We start from the raw sequence: 16,791 nt of genomic DNA, 5'->3' as shown, positions 1-16,791 counted from the left end.
CGCTACCGGATCCGGCCGTACTTGAGGAAGGCGACACCGTCGGAATACACCCGGCTGGTGATCACCCGGAAGCGTTCGGGCTCGGGCAGTTTCATGCCACCACCGAACAGCGGCCTCCCGGTGCCGAGCAGCACCGGATACAGCTTCAGGAACACCTGGTCGATCTCGGGCAGCAGGGTCTGGGCGAGTTCACCGCCACCGCAGAGCCAGATACCCAGGCCTGCTTGCTTTTTCAGATCGCGCACCGCCGCGATCGGATCGCCGGATATCACCTCGACGCCGGGTGCGGGTGGCTCGGGCATCGTGGTCGACACGACGAACTGGCGCAAATGCTCGTACGGGCTCGCAGTGCCGGTGCGTACTCCGAAGTCGTGGGCCTTGCGGCCCATGATGACGGTGTCGAAATAGATATTGCCCGCCGCGACCCCGCGCGCCTCGCGCACCTTGGTCGGCAGTGTCTCCGGGTATTGCGAGATGATCGATGGCACGTGATCACCGCCCACCGGGAAGAAGTCCACCGACCCGTCCTCGGCGGCGATGAAACCGTCGATCGTCGATGCCACGAAATACGTCAGCTTGCGCATACCCGTCCTCCTGGGACCCCACCTGCGGCAGATCTGTCAGGGAAACGGTATCGCGCCGCGATCAGCGTCGACGCGGCTTCCGCTGACACGTCGGACAGGAAAACGACGACCGATTCATGAACTGTTCACGGATCAACAGGGCACCGCAGCGATCACACGGTTCGTTCTCGCGGCCGTAGGCGGCCAGCGACCGGGAGAAATACCCGGATTCGCCGTTCACGTTCACATACAGCGCGTCGAAGGAAGTGCCGCCGACGGCAAGCGCCTCGGTCATCACGGCGGTGACCGCATCGAGCAGGGTGCGCAGCGCGGGACGGGTCAGGCTCGCGGCGATCCGGGTGCCGTGCAGCCCGGCCCGCCACAGCGCCTCGTCGGCATAGATATTGCCGATGCCCGACACCACGGTCTGATCGAGCAGCACCCGTTTGATCTCGGTGTTCTTGGCCCGGATCGCGGCGACGACAGCTTCGCGATCGAAACGCGGATCGAGAGGGTCGCGGGCGATGTGGGCGACGGTGTCGGGGACGATGCTCCCGTCGACCTCGACGAGCCCGGCCAGCGACCACCCGCCGAACGTGCGCTGGTCGACGAACCGCAATTCGGCGCCGTCGTCGAGGACCGCCCGGATATGGGCGTGCTTCTCGACCGGCGCCGCGGCGGGCTGCACCAACATCTGGCCGCTCATCCCCAGATGCACGACCAGGGCCAAGTCCATTGCGGCTGCCGATGCGGGGTCGCCGCTGTCGGTCCGGTGCGGCCGGACCTCGTCGAAGGTGAGCCAGAGATACTTGCCGCGCCGGTGAGCGGCGTCGATTCGCAGCCCGGTGAGCTGCGCGGACAGGTCGGCCGGACCTGCCACATGCCTGCGCACAGCACGCGGATGGGTGACGGTCACGTCCTCGAGGACCCGGCCGACGGCGTGCTCGGCCAGACCGCGCCGCACCACCTCGACTTCGGGAAGTTCCGGCACGTCAGGCTTGGGCGGCTTCGTCCGCGGCGGCGGTCTTCTCGGTAAGCGCCTTGTAGGCGGCACCGGCGGCCTTCTGCTCGGCTTCCTTCTTGGAGCGGCCGACACCCGAACCGTACGGATTCCCGGCGATCACCGTGGTGGCGGTGAACTCCTTGTTGTGATCCGGGCCGGTGGAGGTGATCTCGTAGGCGGGCACGCCGAGACCGCGTTCGGCGGTGAGTTCCTGCAAGCTGGTCTTCCAGTCGAGGCCCGCGCCCATGCGTGGACCGCGCTCGAGGAGATCGGCGAACAGGCGAAGCACCACACCACGCGCCACCTCGATGCCGTGCTCGAGGTGCACCGCACCGAGCAACGACTCCATGCCGTCGGCGAGGATGCTCGGCTTGTCACGGCCGCCGGTGAGCTCTTCGCCCTTGCCGAGCAGCAGGTATTGACCGAGTCCGCCGTCGCCGAGGCCACGCGCCACTTCGGCGAGCGCGTGCATGTTCACCACACTGGCGCGCAGCTTCGCGAGTTCACCCTCGGACTTCTCCGGGTGCTCGGTGTAGAGGCGTTCGGTGATGCTCAGGCCGAGCACCGAGTCGCCGAGGAATTCCAGGCGCTCGTTGGTCGGCAGGCCACCGTTCTCGTACGCGTACGACCGGTGCGTCAGCGCGAGGCGCAGAAGCTCCGGTCGTACGTCGACACCGAGGGCGGCGAGGAGACTGGCGTGATCGGTCACGTCGCTACGTTTGATCGGGCGATCAGACAGCAGCGGTGACCTGGCGGCCCTTGTAGGTACCGCAGGACGGGCACGCGATGTGCGGGAGAGTCTTCTCACCGCAGGCACGGTTCGGGCAGGTGACCAGGGTCGGCGCAACGGCCTTCCACTGGCTGCGCCGCGACCGGGTGTTGGAACGGGACATCCGGCGCTTGGGAACAGCCACGGCTACTTCTCCTCTTGGTTTTCGCTGACCACACGGGCGTCGTCTGCCCCGGGAGCGGATCGGTCTTGGGGGGTGGAACCCTCGGCGGGATCGCCGGTGCCGGGCGCCTCGGAGGCGAACGATGCCAACTTGGCCCAGCGGGGATCCAGTATCTCATGCCCATGATCGGGACCGGCAATCGCCATCCGCACACCGCATTCGGGGCACAGGCCCGCGCAGTCCGGCGTGCACAGCGGCTGCAGCGGAAGCTCCAGCCCGATGGCGTCGAGAATCACCGGCTCGAGGTCGATGAGGTCGTCTTCCATGCGGTAGACCTCGGCGTCCTCGGTCGTCTGCTCGGTCTTGCTGTCCGGATACGCGAACAGTTCCGTCAGACGAACCTCGACCCGGTCCTCGAACGGCTCGAGGCAGCGCGAGCACTCCCCGACCGTCGGCCCGGACACCGTGCCGGTGACCAGCACGCCCTCCGAGACCGCCTGCAGCTGCAGGTCGAGGTCCACCTCGGCGTCGGCCGGGATGGCGATCAGGTCGAGACCCATCCGCTCGTGCTCGGTGGCGGTGCGCCGCACCTCCCGCATGGTTCCCGGCCGACGGCCGAGATTGCGGACATCCAGCACGAAACCCGCGTCGGACACAGGACCGTTGCTGGTCTTGTGCGGACGCGAAGGCGAACCGGAACGGGCGGACATCACAAACTCACTTCTGCTGAGGGGATCGTGGGCAACCACTCAACAGTAATGCAGGACCCCGCCCGAATTCAAAACGTCACCGACGGTGCTCGGCGGCGTATTCGGGATAGTCGGGCGCCGGAGCGCCGCGCATGTGCCTGCGGCCCCGGGTGATCGTGCGCCGGGTGGTGGTGAGCGTCTCCTCGAGTGCGGCGAGTTTGCCGTCGAATTCGGCCATCCGCTGATCGACGTATTCGTCGCATTCGGCGCGGACCCGGTCGGACTCGGCCTGCGCCTCGTCGATCAGGCGCGCGGACTCGGCGTGCGCGGCCCGCACGACCTCGGTCTGCGAGACCAGGCGGGCCTGCTCGGCCTCGCCGTCGGCGACCGAGCGCTCGTAGGAGGCCTTGCCCGCCTCGATGGCCCGGTCGGCGTCGATCTGGGCGCGGCCGGTGAGTTCGTCGTATTCGGCGTTGCCGTCGGCGACCACCTGGTCGGCTTCGGCCTGCGCGGCCGCGACGAGACGGTCGGCGTGCGCGGTGGCCTCGGCGACCATGCGGTCGGCGTGGGCTTTGGCGTCGGCCAGGATCCGGTCGGCCTCGGCGCGCGCGTCCTCGACGGTGGTGCGGGCCTGCTCGTTGGCCGAGGTGATGGTGGTCTCGGCGCCCGCACGAGCGTCGCCGACGATCTTGTCGCGGTGGTCGAGTACGTCCTGGGCATCGTCGAGTTCGCCGGGTAGGGCGTCCCGGACGTCGTCGAGCAGCTCGAGGACATCACCTCGGGGCACGATGCAGCTGCGGGTCGGCGGGATGCCGCGCGCCTCCTCGACGATGGCGACGAGCTCGTCGAGTGCTTCGAATACGCGATACATGCTCACTACCCTCCTGCGGACTCACGGCGAAAAACGGCTACCGCCGTGCCCAGTCTGCCCGTGATCGGCCGGTGTGCCGAATGTCGGCGCGGTGTGTCGCGACAGTGTCCGAGATCGCACAGATATCAAGTGGAGTGCAACCCTCCACTTCGCTACGATCGAAGGGCACGACAACGGCGTCGACGCCTGTACCGCGATCGGAGCGATCATGACCGTCCTGGAAACACCGAAGTATCCGGTGACGAGCGTTTTCACACCCTGGTTCGCCCCGTACCCGACGACGATGCCCGCCGCACCCGCGGCCCGGCCCCGGCTCGACCGTGCCCTCGAGTACCTGCGCGGCGACCATGCCTTCCCCCAGCTCATCCGGTTCGCCCTGGTCGGCGGCGCCAGCAATATCGCCTATGTGCTGCTGTTCTTCACGATGATCGGCACCGGCCCGCTGGTGGCCAATGTGGCCGGCTCGATCGTGAGCACCGTGATCGCCAACGAACTGCACCGTCAGCTCACCTTCCACGCCACCGATCGCGTCGGCTGGTTCACCGCACAGTGGGAAGGTGGTGGGCTCGCCCTGCTCGGGCTGGTCATCACGACCGCGAGCCTCGGCGCGCTCGGCGTCTGGGCCCCCGGCCTCGGCGATGTCGCCCAGGCGCTGGCCGTCCTCACCATCACCGCCGCCGTCGGCGGCCTCCGCTTCCTGGCGCTCAGAGGTTTGTTCCGCCTCTCCGCGAATTCAGGCCAGGCTTAGGCACGGGCGGAATTGCGTCGGCGGCCAGACGAAGGTGAGTGGTCGCCGGAGCCGGTGCCCGGCGAGTTACCCATGTGCTCGCGAGATCAGTTCTTGCGTTCCGCGAGGCGGTCGAGGAGGCGCTTGTGGACCGCGGGTGGGAGCATGTCGCTCACGTCACCGCCCAGGGCCGCTACTTCCTTCACGAGGGAACTGGACAGGAAGCTCAGCGAAGGGTTGGTGGCGATGAAGAAAGTGTCGACACCGGCCAGTTTCTGGTTCATCTGCGCCATCTGCAGTTCGTAGCCGAAGTCGCCCGCGTCGCGCAGACCCTTCACGATCGCGCTCACGCCTTCCTTCTTGGCGAAGTCGACCGTGAGGCCCTGCCAGGAGGCGACGCGCACGTTCGGCAGGTGCGACACCGATTCGCGCAGCAGTTCCATGCGCTCCTCGACGGTGAACATCCCCTGTTTCTTGGGGTTCACGTTGACGGTGACGATCACCTCGTCGAACTGTGCGGCCGCGCGAGCGAACACGTCGAGGTGACCGTTGGTGACCGGATCGAAGGAACCGGGGCACAGTGCTGCAGCCATGACTCAGACGCTAGCACCGTATTCGGCGAGCTCGATCCTGGTCTCCCCGTATTTTCGCGCCTTCAGCACCGAATACCCTGCGGGCCAGGTGATTTCGGGTGAACGGATCGAGCGTTCCACCACCACCAGCGCCTCGGGTGCGAGCCAGCCGTGTTCGGCGAGGGCACGCAGGTCGGCGGTGACGTCGTCGGTGCTCACGTCGTAGGGCGGGTCGGAGAACACTACGTCGTACGCCACGGGAGCCGGACGAGCCAGTACCGAGGAGACGCTGCCGAGCCGCAGTTCGGCGCCGGGCAGGTTCAGCTCGGCGATATTGGCGCGCACCACCGCACCTGCCTTGCGGTCGGCCTCGATCAACAACGCCTGGGACGCGCCGCGCGAGAGGGCTTCCAGCCCGAGCGCGCCCGATCCGGCGTACAGGTCGAGTACCCGTGCGCCGTCGAGATCGAGCCGGGCGTCGATGGCGCTGAACAGTGCCTCGCGCACCCGGTCGGAGGTGGGCCGGGTACCCGCGGGCGGCACCGTGAGGCGCCGCCCGCCGGCCACACCGGCGATGATGCGGGTCATTCCGACTCGCGCGCGGCCAGTTCCACCAGCAGATCCCCACCTTCGACCTGCTGCACCTTGGCGGTGGCGATGCGGCGGACCACACCGGCGCGCGGCGCGGTGATGGCCGCTTCCATCTTCATGGCCTCGATGGTGCCGACGGTGTCGCCGGCGTTGATGGTGTCGCCCTCGGTGACCGCGAGAGTGACCACGCCCGCGAAGGGGGCGGCGATGTGGCCGGCGTTGTTCTTGTCGGCCTTCTCGGCGGCAGGCACCTCGGAGGCGACCGACCGGTCGCGCACCGCGATCGGTCGCAGTTGCCCGTTCATGATGCACATGACCGTCCGCATGCCCTTCTCGTCCGGCTCGGAGATGGCTTCCAGGCCGATGAGCAGGGTGACGCCCTTCTCCAGCTGCACCCGGTGCTCCTCGCCGCGGCGCAGACCGTAGAAGAACTGGTTCTCCGACAGGCCGGTGGTGTCGCCGTACTTCTCGCGGTGGGCCAGGAACTCGGCGGTCGGGCCGGGAAACAGCAGCCGGTTGAGGGTGGCGCGCCGCTCTTCGGAGGTGCCGTCGAGCCCGGCCTGATCGGCTGTGGTGAGCGGGGTTTCCGGCTTGGGTTCGTTGCGGCCGGCCAAGGCCTTGCTCCGGAACGGTTCGGGCCAGCCTCCGGCCGGTTCGCCCAGCTCGCCGCGCAGGAATCCGATCACCGAGTCCGGGATGTCGTAGCGGCCGGGGTCGGCGGCGAAGTCCTCGATGTCCACGCCGGAACCGACCAGGGCGAGGGCCAGATCGCCGACCACCTTCGACGACGGCGTCACCTTGATGAGGCGGCCCAGCAGCCGGTCGGCCGCCGCGTACTTGGCCTCGACCTCCTCGAACCGGTCACCGAGGCCGAGCGCGATCGCCTGCTGACGCAGGTTCGACAGCTGACCGCCGGGGATCTCGTGGGTGTACACGCGCCCGGTCGGCGCGGGCAGACCCGACTCGAACGGCGCGTACACCTTGCGCAGCGCCTCCCAGTACGGCTCGAGATCGCACACGTTCTGCAGGTTCAGGCCGGTATCGCGCTCGGTGTGCGCGGCCGCGGCGACGATCGCCGACAGCGCGGGCTGCGACGTGGTGCCCGCCATCGCCGCGCTCGCGCCGTCGACGGCGTCGGCGCCTGCCTGCCAGGCGGCGAGGTAGGTGGCGAGCTGACCGCCGGGTGTGTCGTGGGTGTGCACGTGCACCGGCAGGTCGAAGTTGCTGCGCAGCGCGGTGACCAGCTTCGCGGCCGCCGGTGCGCGCAGCAGACCGGCCATGTCCTTGATGGCCAGGACGTGGGCACCCGCGTCGACGATCTGCTCGGCCAGCTTCAGGTAGTAGTCGAGGGTGTAGAGCTGCTCGTCGGGGTTCAGCAGGTCGCCGGTGTAGGACATGGCGACCTCGGCGATCGAGGTGCCGGTCTCGCGGACCGCGTCGATGGCCGGGCGCATCTGGTCGACATTGTTGAGCGCGTCGAAGATGCGGAAGATGTCGATGCCGGTGGTGGCGGCCTCGGACACGAACGCCCGCGTCACCTGCTCCGGGTACGGCGTGTAGCCGACGGTGTTGCGGCCACGCAGCAGCATCTGCAGACAGATGTTCGGCACCGCCTCGCGCAGCGCGGCGAGGCGCTCCCACGGGTCCTCGTGCAGGAAGCGAAGCGCCACATCGTAAGTCGCGCCGCCCCATGCCTCGATCGACAGCAGCTCGGGAGTGAGCCGGGCGACGTGGCCCGCCACACCGAGCAGGCCGTTGGTGCGCACCCGGGTGGCGAGCAGCGACTGATGCGCGTCGCGGAAGGTGGTGTCGGTGACGCCGACAGCCTTCTGCTCGCGCAGAGCCTTCGCGAACCCTTCCGGTCCGAGGGCGAGCAGACGCTGGCGCGAACCGTCCGGCGGCGGCACCGTCAGGTCGACGGCGGGGAGCTTGTCGTACGGGTACACCGTGGTCGGGCGGTCACCGTTGGGCTTGTTGACGGTGACATCGGCCAGGTAGGTCAGGATCTTGGTGCCACGGTCGGCCGAGCCGCGCGAGGTGAGCAACTCCGGTCGCTCGTCGATGAACGAGGTGGTCACCCGGCCCGCCTGGAAATCGGGGTCGTCGAGCACCGACAGCAGGAACGGGATATTGGTCGTCACGCCACGGATGCGGAACTCGGCCAGCGCGCGGCGGGCACGCGCGGCGGCCGCGGGCAGGTCGCGGCCGCGGCAGGTGAGCTTGACCAGCATGGAGTCGAAGTAGGCGCCGATCTCCGCGCCCAGGTTCGCGCCACCGTCGAGACGGATGCCCGCACCGCCGGGCGTGCGGTAGGCGGTGATGCGGCCGGTGTCGGGACGGAAACCGTTGGCCGGGTCCTCGGTGGTGATGCGGCACTGCAGCGCGGCGCCGCGGATCGCTACCTTGTCCTGGCTCAGGCCCAGGTCGGCGAGGGTTTCCCCGGCCGCGATGCGCAACTGCGACTGCACCAGGTCGACATCGGTGATCTCCTCGGTCACCGTGTGCTCCACCTGGATCCGCGGGTTCATCTCGATGAACACGTGGTTGCCGCGCTCGTCGAGCAAGAACTCGACCGTGCCCGCGTTGCTGTACCCGATCTGGCGGGCGAAGGCGACGGCGTCGGCGCAGATCCGCTCGCGCAGCGCCGGGTCGAGGTTCGGGGCGGGCGCGAGCTCGATGACCTTCTGGTGGCGGCGCTGCAGCGAACAGTCGCGCTCGAACAGGTGCATCACATTGCCGTGCTGGTCGGCCAGGATCTGCACCTCGATGTGGCGCGGATTCACCACCGCCTGCTCGAGGAACACCGTCGGGTCGCCGAAGGCCGACTCGGCCTCACGAGAGGCGGCCTCGATCGACTCGCGCAGCTGCTCCGGCGCGGCGACCCGGCGCATACCGCGCCCACCACCACCGGCCACGGCCTTGACGAAGATCGGGTACTCGAGCTGCTCGGATGCGGCGAGCAGCTCGTCGATGTCGGCACTCGGTTCGCTCGACTTCAGCACCGGCAGACCAGCGGCCCGGGCGGCCTCGATCGCGGTCGCCTTGTTGCCCGCCATCTCCAGCACCTGCGCCGACGGGCCGATGAAGGTGATGCCCTCGCGTGCGCAGGCCGCGGCGAGGTCGGGGTTCTCCGACAGGAAGCCGTAGCCGGGGTAGATGGCGTCGGCGCCCGCGCTCTTGGCCGCGTCGATGATCGCCTCGATCGAGAGGTACGCCCGGACCGGGTGCCCCTCCTCGCCGATCTGATACGACTCGGCCGCCTTCAGCCGGTGGACGGAATTGCGGTCCTCGTGCGGGAAGACCGCGACCGTTCCGATGCCGAGTTCGTAGGCCGCGCGGAAGGCACGGATAGCGATCTCGCCGCGATTGGCGACCAAGACTTTCGAGAACATTGGACCACGGTACCCGGCCGCACCGACCCGTCCGGCACGCAAGGTGGGTTCGCAGCATTCTTCACCGCCGCCCCCGCCCACCTGCGAACCGGCGGTTACGCGGCCGTCACATCTCACCGCCGCGCGCCGCCTCCGGTGCGATCGGCGCCCACGATCGCTTCGCATGTTACGCACGAGTAATCCGCGGCAGAATCCCTTGCGGGACTGCACTTCTCCTAGGGCATTCCCCACTTTCAGCGAACATTGCGAACCAGCGGCGCTAGGATCCTGGCGTGCGGAAGATGTACGCGGGGGCCAGACTTCGACGGCTACGCGAAGAACGACGGATGACCCAGGCCGCGCTGGCCAAATCGCTCGATCTCTCGCCGAGTTACCTCAACCAGCTCGAACGCGATCAGCGTCCGCTCACCATTCCCGTTCTGCTGAAATTGAATTCGACCTTCGACCTGGACGTGCAGTTCTTCGCCGCCGATTCCGACGCGCGGCTGGTCTCGGACCTGCACGAGGTGCTCGTCGAGGCGGCGGGCGGTGGCGACACCGCACCGATCACCGAGGTGGAGGAGCTGGCCACCCGGTTGCCGGAGGTGGCGCGGATCGTCATCGCCATGCACCGGCGGCTGCGCGCGGCCACCGATCAGCTCGATCTGCTCTCCTCCCGCGTCGACACCCCGACCGGCGCACCGGGCACACCGCTGCCCTACGAGGACGTCCGGGATTTCTTCTACGACCACCGCAATCACATCGCCACCCTCGATCACGCCGCCGAGCAGCTGTTCGAGGAATCGGGGCTGAGCATCGGTTCGCTGGACCGGCAGCTGGCGCGGATCGCCGAGGAACGCGCGGGCGTCACCGTGCTCGTGCGGGGCGACGGCGCCGACCCGTCCATCCCCAAACGCCACTACGACCCGGACACCCGCACGCTCACCCTGGCCCGGCGGCTGCGGCCCGGGCAGCGCGCGTTCCAGATCGCGTCCACTCTCGGCCTGCTGCTCTACGGCCGCGAGATCGACAATGTGCTCGCCGAATCCCGGGCACTGGTCGGGGAGTCGCGCACGCTGGCGCGGGTGGGGCTGGCCAACTACTTCGCCGGGGCGCTGATCCTGCCCTACGGGCGGTTCCTGCGGTCGGCCGAGGAACTGCGCTACGACGTCGATCTGCTCGGGTTGCGGTTCGAAGTCGGGTTCGAAACGGTCTGCCACCGGCTGGCGACGCTGCAACGACAGGGTCAGCGTGGGGTGCCGTTCTTCCTGGTACGCACCGACCGTGCGGGGAACATCTCGAAGCGTCAGTCGGCCACAGCTTTTCACTTCTCCCGCGTCGGCGGCAACTGCCCGCTGTGGGTCACCCATGAGGCCTTCGCCCACCCGGGACGCATCCTCACCCAGGTCGCGGAGATGCCCGACGGGCGCCGCTACCTGTGGATCGCGCGCACCACACCCGCCACGGCACAGGGATACGGCACTGCGGCGAAGAACTTCGTCGTCGCGCTCGGGTGCGATATCGAGTACGCCGACCGGCTGGTGTACTCGCAGGGGATGCAGGTGGACGACCCGAATATCGCCGTGCCGATCGGGGCCGGGTGCAAGGTGTGCGAACGACCGGCCTGCCCACAGCGGGCATTCCCGCAGATCGGACGGCCGCTGGCGGTCGCCGAGCACACGGCGACCGACCTGCCGTACCCGCGTCTGCCGCGGTGAGCCCTGGGCGCGCCGGTCGACCCCTGCGCCGAGCCTCGGCGGCTGGTAGGCGTGCGGGCGTTTTCGCGACATTGCCCGCGCCGAACGTCTGCGCGGGGGGCGCCGGGCAAACCGCGTGGCCCTCTCGGAACTGCTAAGACTTGGCGAGGTACTCGAGTCGTTCGCCGTCGACAGCGGCGTTCATCATTCCCGCCAGGCCTGGGTGTTTCTCCAAGCCCGGGTCCTCGGCGACGATCCGGCGGGCCAGGTCCTGGGCGGCGGTGATGACCTCGAGGTCGTCGAGCAGGGAGAGCAGGCGCAGCGAGCGCGCGGTGCCGGACTGGGCCGAGCCGAGTACGTCACCTTCCCGGCGCTGACGCAGGTCCAGTACCGACAGTTCGAAGCCGTCGGTGGTGGCGGCGACCGCTTCCAACCGGGCCATCGCGGTGCCGCCGGGTGCGGCATCGGTGACCAGCAGGCACAGGCCGGGATGTTTGCCGCGCCCGATGCGACCGCGCAGCTGGTGCAGCTGGCTCACGCCGAACCGGTCGGCGTCGACGATCACCATCACGGTGGCGTTCGGCACGTCGACACCGACCTCGACCACAGTGGTGCACACCAGCACGTCGATCGCGCCGTCGTTGAACTGGCGCATCACGTGGTCTTTCTCGTCGGACGGCAACCGCCCGTGCAGCAGGCCCACGCGCACACCCGCGAGCGGTCCGGTACTCAGCGTCTCGTACATGTCGACCGCGGCCTGGGTCGTGGGGCCTTCCTTCTCTTCGGCCTTCTTGCCCTTGGCCGGTGGCGCGTCCGGATCCTCGCCGATGCGCGAGCACACCACATAGGCCTGCCTGCCCTGGCCGACCTCTTCCACGATGCGTTCCCATGCCCGCTCCACCCAGGCAGGATGCAGTTTGCGCGCAACGACTTTCGACGTGATCGGCGAACGACCCTTGGGCAACTGGGTGAGCGTGGAGGTTTCCAGATCACCCAGGGTCGTCATCGCGATCGTGCGCGGAATGGGGGTGGCGGTCATGACCAGCAGATGCGGACTCACGCCGCCTTTCGCTTTGGCGCGCAGCGCGTCTCGCTGTTCCACGCCGAAACGGTGCTGTTCGTCGACCACCACGAGACCGAGGTCGAAGAACTCGACCGCGTCCTGGATGAGGGCGTGGGTGCCGATGACGAGGCCCGCCTCGCCGGTCACCGCGTCGAGCAGCGCGGACTTCTTCGCCGCCGCCGACATGGAGCCGGTGAGCAACACCACCTTGGTCGAATTCTCGGCGGCGCCGAGTTCCCCCGCGGTGCCCAGATCGCCGAGCATCGCGCGCAGCGACCGATAGTGCTGTGCGGCAAGCACTTCCGTCGGGGCGAGCAGCGCGCACTGGCGACCGGCGTCCACCGCCTGGAGCATGGCGTGCAGGGCGACGATCGTCTTACCCGAACCCACCTCGCCTTGCAGCAGGCGGTGCATGGGGCGGGTGCGCGACATGTCATCGGAGATCTCGTCGATCACCTGCCGCTGCCCTTCGGTGAGTTCGAAGGGCAGCCGCTGGTCGAAGTCGGCGGCGATGCCGTCGGTGCGTGGCGGGCAGGCGGGGGCGGTGCGGCCCTCCGCCTCGTGACGGCGTTCGGCCAGCACCAGCTGCAGGGCGAGGGCCTCGTCGAAACGTAAACGGTCCCTTGCCCGCTCGATATCGAGCTTGTGTTCGGGCAGGTGGATCAGGCGAAGCGCGTCCGACACCTCGAGCAGGTTGCGTTCCTCGCGCAGGTCCACCGGGAGCGGGTCGTCGATCGGGTCGAGCTGGTCGAGGACCTGGCGGATACAGGCGAGCAGATCCCAGCTCTGCACCTTCGCCGTCGCCGGATACACCGGGACGAACTCCCGCTCGAAGAACGAAGCATCCACTCCCCCGGCGCCTTTGGCGCTCTGGGCCAGCCCGCGCAACGCACCGCTGCCACGCACCGAGGTGAGCTGCTCCACGCCCGCCTCGGCTTTGTCGGGCAGGATCAGGTAGTCGGGGTGCGAGAGGTTCCAGCGGTCGGGGCGCCACCAGTGCACGGTGCCCGACATCATCGCCCGCACACCGTCTTTCACCAGGTAACGCACCTTGTCACCGTTGAAGAAGGTGGCCTCGATGGGACGGGTGGCGCCGGTGTCGAGTTGCACCTTCAGCAGCGAGCCACGGCGGTTCTTCATCGGGCGCAGTTCGGTTTTGGTGATCCGGCCGATGACGGTGATGTGGGCGCCCTCTTCCGGTTCCTCCTCCGTCAGCGGCTGCCCCTGGGTGGCGTAGCGCGCCGGGTAGTGGCGCAGCAGGTCTTCGACGGTGGTCATGTCGAAGGCTTCGGCCAGGCGGTCGGCGGCCTTCACGCCGAGTACGTGGTCGAGCCGGTCGCTCAGTGTCGTCATCGTCTACTCGACCCCAATCTGCACCAGATCCGCTTGCTGCCCACCGGAATACACCACCACATCCACGCCGGGGAATCCGGCGCGCACATGATCGGCGAGAATCTGCCCCAGTTCGTGCCCGGCGCCCGCGCCCATCAGCAAGGTCACCAATTCCCCACCGAGACCGAGCATCCGGTCGAGCAGGATACGTCCCGCGCCGACCACGTCCGGGTCGATCACCACCACATCATCGCCGACCAAGCCCAAACCGTCACCGGGAGAACAGGTCCCGACCATCGTCAGCGCACGCACCCGGGCTGCCCGCAGCGCACCCCACCGGGTGGTCGCCGCCGCCTCGGACATGGCGAAGGCGTCGTCGACGGCGATCCGCCCTCGATCGTGGACCGCGAGCGCGGCGAGCCCCTGCACCATCGAGGCGCTCGGCAACAACAGCACGTCGCGCGAACCGTCACGTGCGGCGACACCGACGGCGACCAGTTCCTGCGCGGGCAGCGCACCGTTGGGCAGCACAAGCACCTCGCGGTGCGGCATCGACCGGATCGTCCGCAGGAGGATGTCGGCGTCGAAGGCCTCGTCCTCCCGCAACACCACCGCGCCCGCGTCCTGGAACAGCTCCGCCGCATCAGCACCGGCCACGACGGCGACCACCCCTCGGTCAGCGAGCCCATCGGTGGAAAGGGTGGTTCGCCCCACGGAGCTCGCGTCGACCGGAGCCGACTCCGCATGGTCGCCGACGCCGTTGTGCGCTGTGACGGCGAAACTTTCGACCCGGATGGCACTCAACGCCCCGACCGCAAGCCCAGCCTCGATCGCCGCTCCCGCGTCACGGCAGTGCACATGCGCCGACCAGGTGCTATCCCCGTCGCCGACCACGACGACGGAATCGCCGAGCACCGCCAACCGCTCCCGCAGCATCCCCGCGCCCGTGTCGTCGGTGCCGGAGATCACATACATGACCTCGAAATGCGGGTCGGCGCCGCGCCCCCGGTCCTCGTCCCCTCGTAGACCGTCGCGTTCTCCGCGCACCCCGTCGCGGCCAGAAAACGACTCGTCCAGGTCGCCGCCCGGCCCGCCCTCAACCCCGCGCGCCTCGCCATCCTGGCGCCCCGGCACTTCGCCATCCTGGCGCCCCGGCACCTCGTCATCCCGGCGCCCCGCCGCCTCGTCATCCCGGCGCCCCGCCGCCTCGCCATCCCGGCGCCCCGCCGCCTCGCCATCCCGGCGCCCCGGCACCTCGCCATTCCAGCGCCCTGGTGCCTCGTCGTGGTCACCGCACGTCCCGGCGTGTTCGCCGAAGCCACGACCACCGAGCGACGCACCGCGATCGCGCCGGGCATCGGCTCCACCCGCATGCGCGCCGACCGAACTGGGCAGCTGCCCCTCACCACGTCCGCGCTCGAAACTGCTGATCGACTGCCTGTGCCGACGCTGCGCACCCGTTGCCGGTGTCGCGCCGCCACTTCGCTCACGGGCGTAGGTATGGCGTTCGGGAGCCACACCACACACCTCGGCGACAAGGCAGTCAAGCAGTACCAGCAGACCGCGCGCACCGGCGTCGACCACGCCGGCCGCCCGCAGCACACCGAGTTGGGCGGGGGTCTCGTTCAGCGCACGTGCGGCACCATCGGCGGCTGCCTTCGCCACACTCTCCAGCGAGGAGTCTCCGGACTCGGCGGCAGCGACGGCAGCTCGGTCGAGCACCGTCAGAATCGTCCCCTCCACCGGCGCGCTCAACCCCTGCCGCACCAGCACCGCCGCCCGCCGCAACGCCACCCGCAACCGCTCCCCGGTCAACGGCCCGGACACCACCGCCTCGGCGATCCCCCGCAATACCTGCGAAAGAATGATCCCGGAATTGCCCCGCGCCCCGGCCGTGGCGCCACGGGCCAGCGCCTTCGCCACCTCCCCGGCCCGACCATCGCCCAGCGCGCCGCCGCCCGCGATCTCCGATCGCTCCCCGGGAACCGACGCCTGCACACCACGATCACCTGGCACCGCATCAGCCGACTGCGCGCCGGTCGAAGCCGGCACACTCGGCGAAGAGTCAGCCGACATGGCCTCAGCCGCCCCACCCGAAACCGCTCCACCCAGTGGCGCGACGGCTACCGAGTCGGTCGCATGACGCGTCTGCCCCAGCTCGGGCTGCACGCGCGACCGCTCCTGCGCACCGCCGTCGGCCTCGGCGGCAGCGAGGGCGGCCCGCATCGTGGCCAGGAGGTTGGTTCCGGTGTCGGAATCGGCGATGGGGAAGACGTTGAGGGCGTCGATCTCGGATCGGCGGGACTCGAGCCCCGCGCGGCAGGACCTGGCCCATGACAGCAGCGCGGCGCCGTCGAGCGCCTCGGGCACCTGCGTCACCGTCACCTCGTTCCCCGTCGGCCGTGCTCGACCGCCGAGCATCGCAGCCAGGTTAGCGCCAGCGACCGACAGCAGTACCCTGACCACGGGCGCACCACGTGTCCGCGTCGTCGAGCAGGACACCCGGTTTGGAAGTTCCCGGCCGGGCCCGCTACGCTTGCAGGGTTGCCTCGTGCGGCCTCGACAGGTCTGCGCTGGCCGATGCAAGTCGGCAAGGCATTTGACGACATCAGTTTCCGGTTCAGCGGCACACGTGCGCGCTGACCGCTTATGACATGAAGGAGCTCGCGACATGGCTGCCGTTTGCGACGTCTGCGCCAAGGGCCCCGGTTTCGGGAAGTCGGTCTCGCACTCGCACCGGCGCACCAACCGTCGCTGGAACCCGAACATCCAGACCGTGCGTGCGCAGGTTGCCCCTGGCAACACCCGCCGGATGAACGTGTGCACCTCCTGCCTCAAGGCGGGCAAGGTCGTCCGCGGCTGATTTCCGGCCCGTACATTCTGCCGACAGTGCCCCGGCACCCTTCGTGGGTTGTCCGGGGTTTTGTCGTCGAACGGGTGATTCGTGGTTGAGTGGCGGATCGGCCCGGCGAGCGCCGCGCACATCACCGCGCTCGCGGCCTGCCACATCGCCAGCTGGCGGGAGGCCTACGACTCGCTGGTCTCCGCCCACCTGCTCGCCGCGTTCGATCTCGACAGCTCGGCGATCACCTGGGAACGCCGCCGCACCGACGACCGCTACCGGCTGCTCGTCGCCCGTCACGGCGACGACCTGATCGGCTTCGCCGCCGCGTCAAGACAGCCGACCGGCAGCGAGCTGGAAGCGCTGTATGTGCGCGCCGCCTGGCACGGCACCGGCGTCGCCGACGACCTGCTCGCGGCCACCGTCCCCCATGCGGCCTGCAGCCTGTGGGTGCTCGGCAACTATCCGCGCGCGCACGCCTTCTACCGCAGGCACGGTTTTGCCGATACGGGTCTGCGCCGCACCGACCCGTTCACGCTGCTGCCCGAACAACACTGGCGGCGCGCCCCTAGCTAAT

15 protein-coding genes are annotated in these 16,791 nt (G+C 69.1%); 4 read left to right on the top strand and 11 right to left on the bottom strand.

The window, feature by feature from the left end:
* Positions 1 to 2: 2 nt before the first annotated feature.
* The 6 genes from AB0F86_RS00805 to AB0F86_RS00780 form a co-directional block, all read right to left on the bottom strand.
* Positions 3 to 584: a dihydrofolate reductase family protein gene (locus AB0F86_RS00805; protein ID WP_181698459.1), complete on the bottom strand. Its 582-nt coding sequence runs from the start codon at positions 582 to 584 to the stop codon at positions 3 to 5.
* 61 nt (positions 585 to 645) lie between these two features.
* Complete coding sequence (gene mutM / locus AB0F86_RS00800; protein ID WP_356986283.1) at positions 646 to 1,554, bottom strand: bifunctional DNA-formamidopyrimidine glycosylase/DNA-(apurinic or apyrimidinic site) lyase; 909 nt, start codon at positions 1,552 to 1,554, stop codon at positions 646 to 648.
* A 1-nt stretch (position 1,555) separates the two neighbouring features.
* Positions 1,556 to 2,275: a ribonuclease III gene (gene rnc, locus AB0F86_RS00795; RefSeq protein WP_225279164.1), complete on the bottom strand. Its 720-nt coding sequence runs from the start codon at positions 2,273 to 2,275 to the stop codon at positions 1,556 to 1,558.
* A gap of 22 nt (positions 2,276 to 2,297) precedes the next feature.
* Positions 2,298 to 2,480, bottom strand: a complete 183-nt coding sequence (rpmF, locus tag AB0F86_RS00790) for a 50S ribosomal protein L32 (protein ID WP_022565580.1) — start codon at positions 2,478 to 2,480, stop codon at positions 2,298 to 2,300.
* A gap of 2 nt (positions 2,481 to 2,482) precedes the next feature.
* Complete coding sequence (locus tag AB0F86_RS00785) at positions 2,483 to 3,169, bottom strand: DUF177 domain-containing protein (protein WP_356986285.1); 687 nt, start codon at positions 3,167 to 3,169, stop codon at positions 2,483 to 2,485.
* A 76-nt stretch (positions 3,170 to 3,245) separates the two neighbouring features.
* A complete protein-coding gene (locus tag AB0F86_RS00780; protein WP_067493372.1) occupies positions 3,246 to 4,019 on the bottom strand; it encodes a DivIVA domain-containing protein in 774 nt (257 codons plus the stop codon).
* A gap of 208 nt (positions 4,020 to 4,227) precedes the next feature.
* Here AB0F86_RS00780 and AB0F86_RS00775 point away from each other — a divergent pair, with 208 nt between their 5' ends.
* Positions 4,228 to 4,767, top strand: a complete 540-nt coding sequence (locus AB0F86_RS00775; RefSeq protein WP_225279162.1) for a GtrA family protein — start codon at positions 4,228 to 4,230, stop codon at positions 4,765 to 4,767.
* 86 nt (positions 4,768 to 4,853) lie between these two features.
* Here AB0F86_RS00775 and coaD read toward each other — a convergent pair whose 3' ends face one another.
* From coaD to AB0F86_RS00760, 3 genes are read right to left on the bottom strand one after another with little or no spacing between them, the layout of a single operon-like run.
* On the bottom strand, positions 4,854 to 5,339 hold the full coding sequence (coaD, locus tag AB0F86_RS00770; RefSeq protein WP_356986286.1) for a pantetheine-phosphate adenylyltransferase: 486 nt from the start codon (positions 5,337 to 5,339) through the stop codon (positions 4,854 to 4,856).
* A 3-nt stretch (positions 5,340 to 5,342) separates the two neighbouring features.
* On the bottom strand, positions 5,343 to 5,906 hold the full coding sequence (gene rsmD / locus AB0F86_RS00765; protein ID WP_225279161.1) for a 16S rRNA (guanine(966)-N(2))-methyltransferase RsmD: 564 nt from the start codon (positions 5,904 to 5,906) through the stop codon (positions 5,343 to 5,345).
* Entirely contained in the window at positions 5,903 to 9,301 is a 3,399-nt protein-coding gene (locus tag AB0F86_RS00760) for a pyruvate carboxylase (RefSeq protein ID WP_181698454.1), read from the bottom strand. The genes rsmD and AB0F86_RS00760 overlap by 4 nt, the downstream gene beginning before the upstream one ends.
* Before the next feature lie 272 nt (positions 9,302 to 9,573).
* Between AB0F86_RS00760 and AB0F86_RS00755 the strand changes: the two genes are divergently transcribed.
* Entirely contained in the window at positions 9,574 to 10,998 is a 1,425-nt protein-coding gene (locus tag AB0F86_RS00755; RefSeq protein WP_084456592.1) for a short-chain fatty acyl-CoA regulator family protein, read from the top strand.
* 133 nt (positions 10,999 to 11,131) lie between these two features.
* Here AB0F86_RS00755 and recG read toward each other — a convergent pair whose 3' ends face one another.
* The gene (gene recG / locus AB0F86_RS00750) at positions 11,132 to 13,393 is read right to left on the bottom strand and encodes an ATP-dependent DNA helicase RecG (RefSeq protein WP_356986289.1); all 2,262 of its coding nucleotides are present in this window, start codon (positions 13,391 to 13,393) and stop codon (positions 11,132 to 11,134) included.
* Between the two features lie 3 nt (positions 13,394 to 13,396).
* A complete protein-coding gene (locus AB0F86_RS00745) occupies positions 13,397 to 15,751 on the bottom strand; it encodes a DAK2 domain-containing protein (RefSeq protein ID WP_357171615.1) in 2,355 nt (784 codons plus the stop codon).
* 292 nt (positions 15,752 to 16,043) lie between these two features.
* On the opposite strand from AB0F86_RS00745, the gene rpmB reads away from it, so the two are divergent.
* The gene (gene rpmB / locus AB0F86_RS00740) at positions 16,044 to 16,235 is read left to right on the top strand and encodes a 50S ribosomal protein L28 (RefSeq protein WP_011210730.1); all 192 of its coding nucleotides are present in this window, start codon (positions 16,044 to 16,046) and stop codon (positions 16,233 to 16,235) included.
* Between the two features lie 81 nt (positions 16,236 to 16,316).
* Positions 16,317 to 16,790, top strand: coding sequence for a GNAT family N-acetyltransferase (locus tag AB0F86_RS00735; RefSeq protein WP_356986293.1), 474 nt, complete (start codon positions 16,317 to 16,319; stop codon positions 16,788 to 16,790).
* Position 16,791: the final 1 nt, after the last annotated feature.

This window comes from Nocardia sp. NPDC023733 (genome assembly GCF_040639775.1).
Lineage (GTDB): Bacteria > Actinomycetota > Actinomycetes > Mycobacteriales > Mycobacteriaceae > Nocardia > Nocardia rosealba.
Note: the sequence above shows the minus strand (reverse complement) of the source record. Positions and strands in the feature narration are given on the sequence as shown.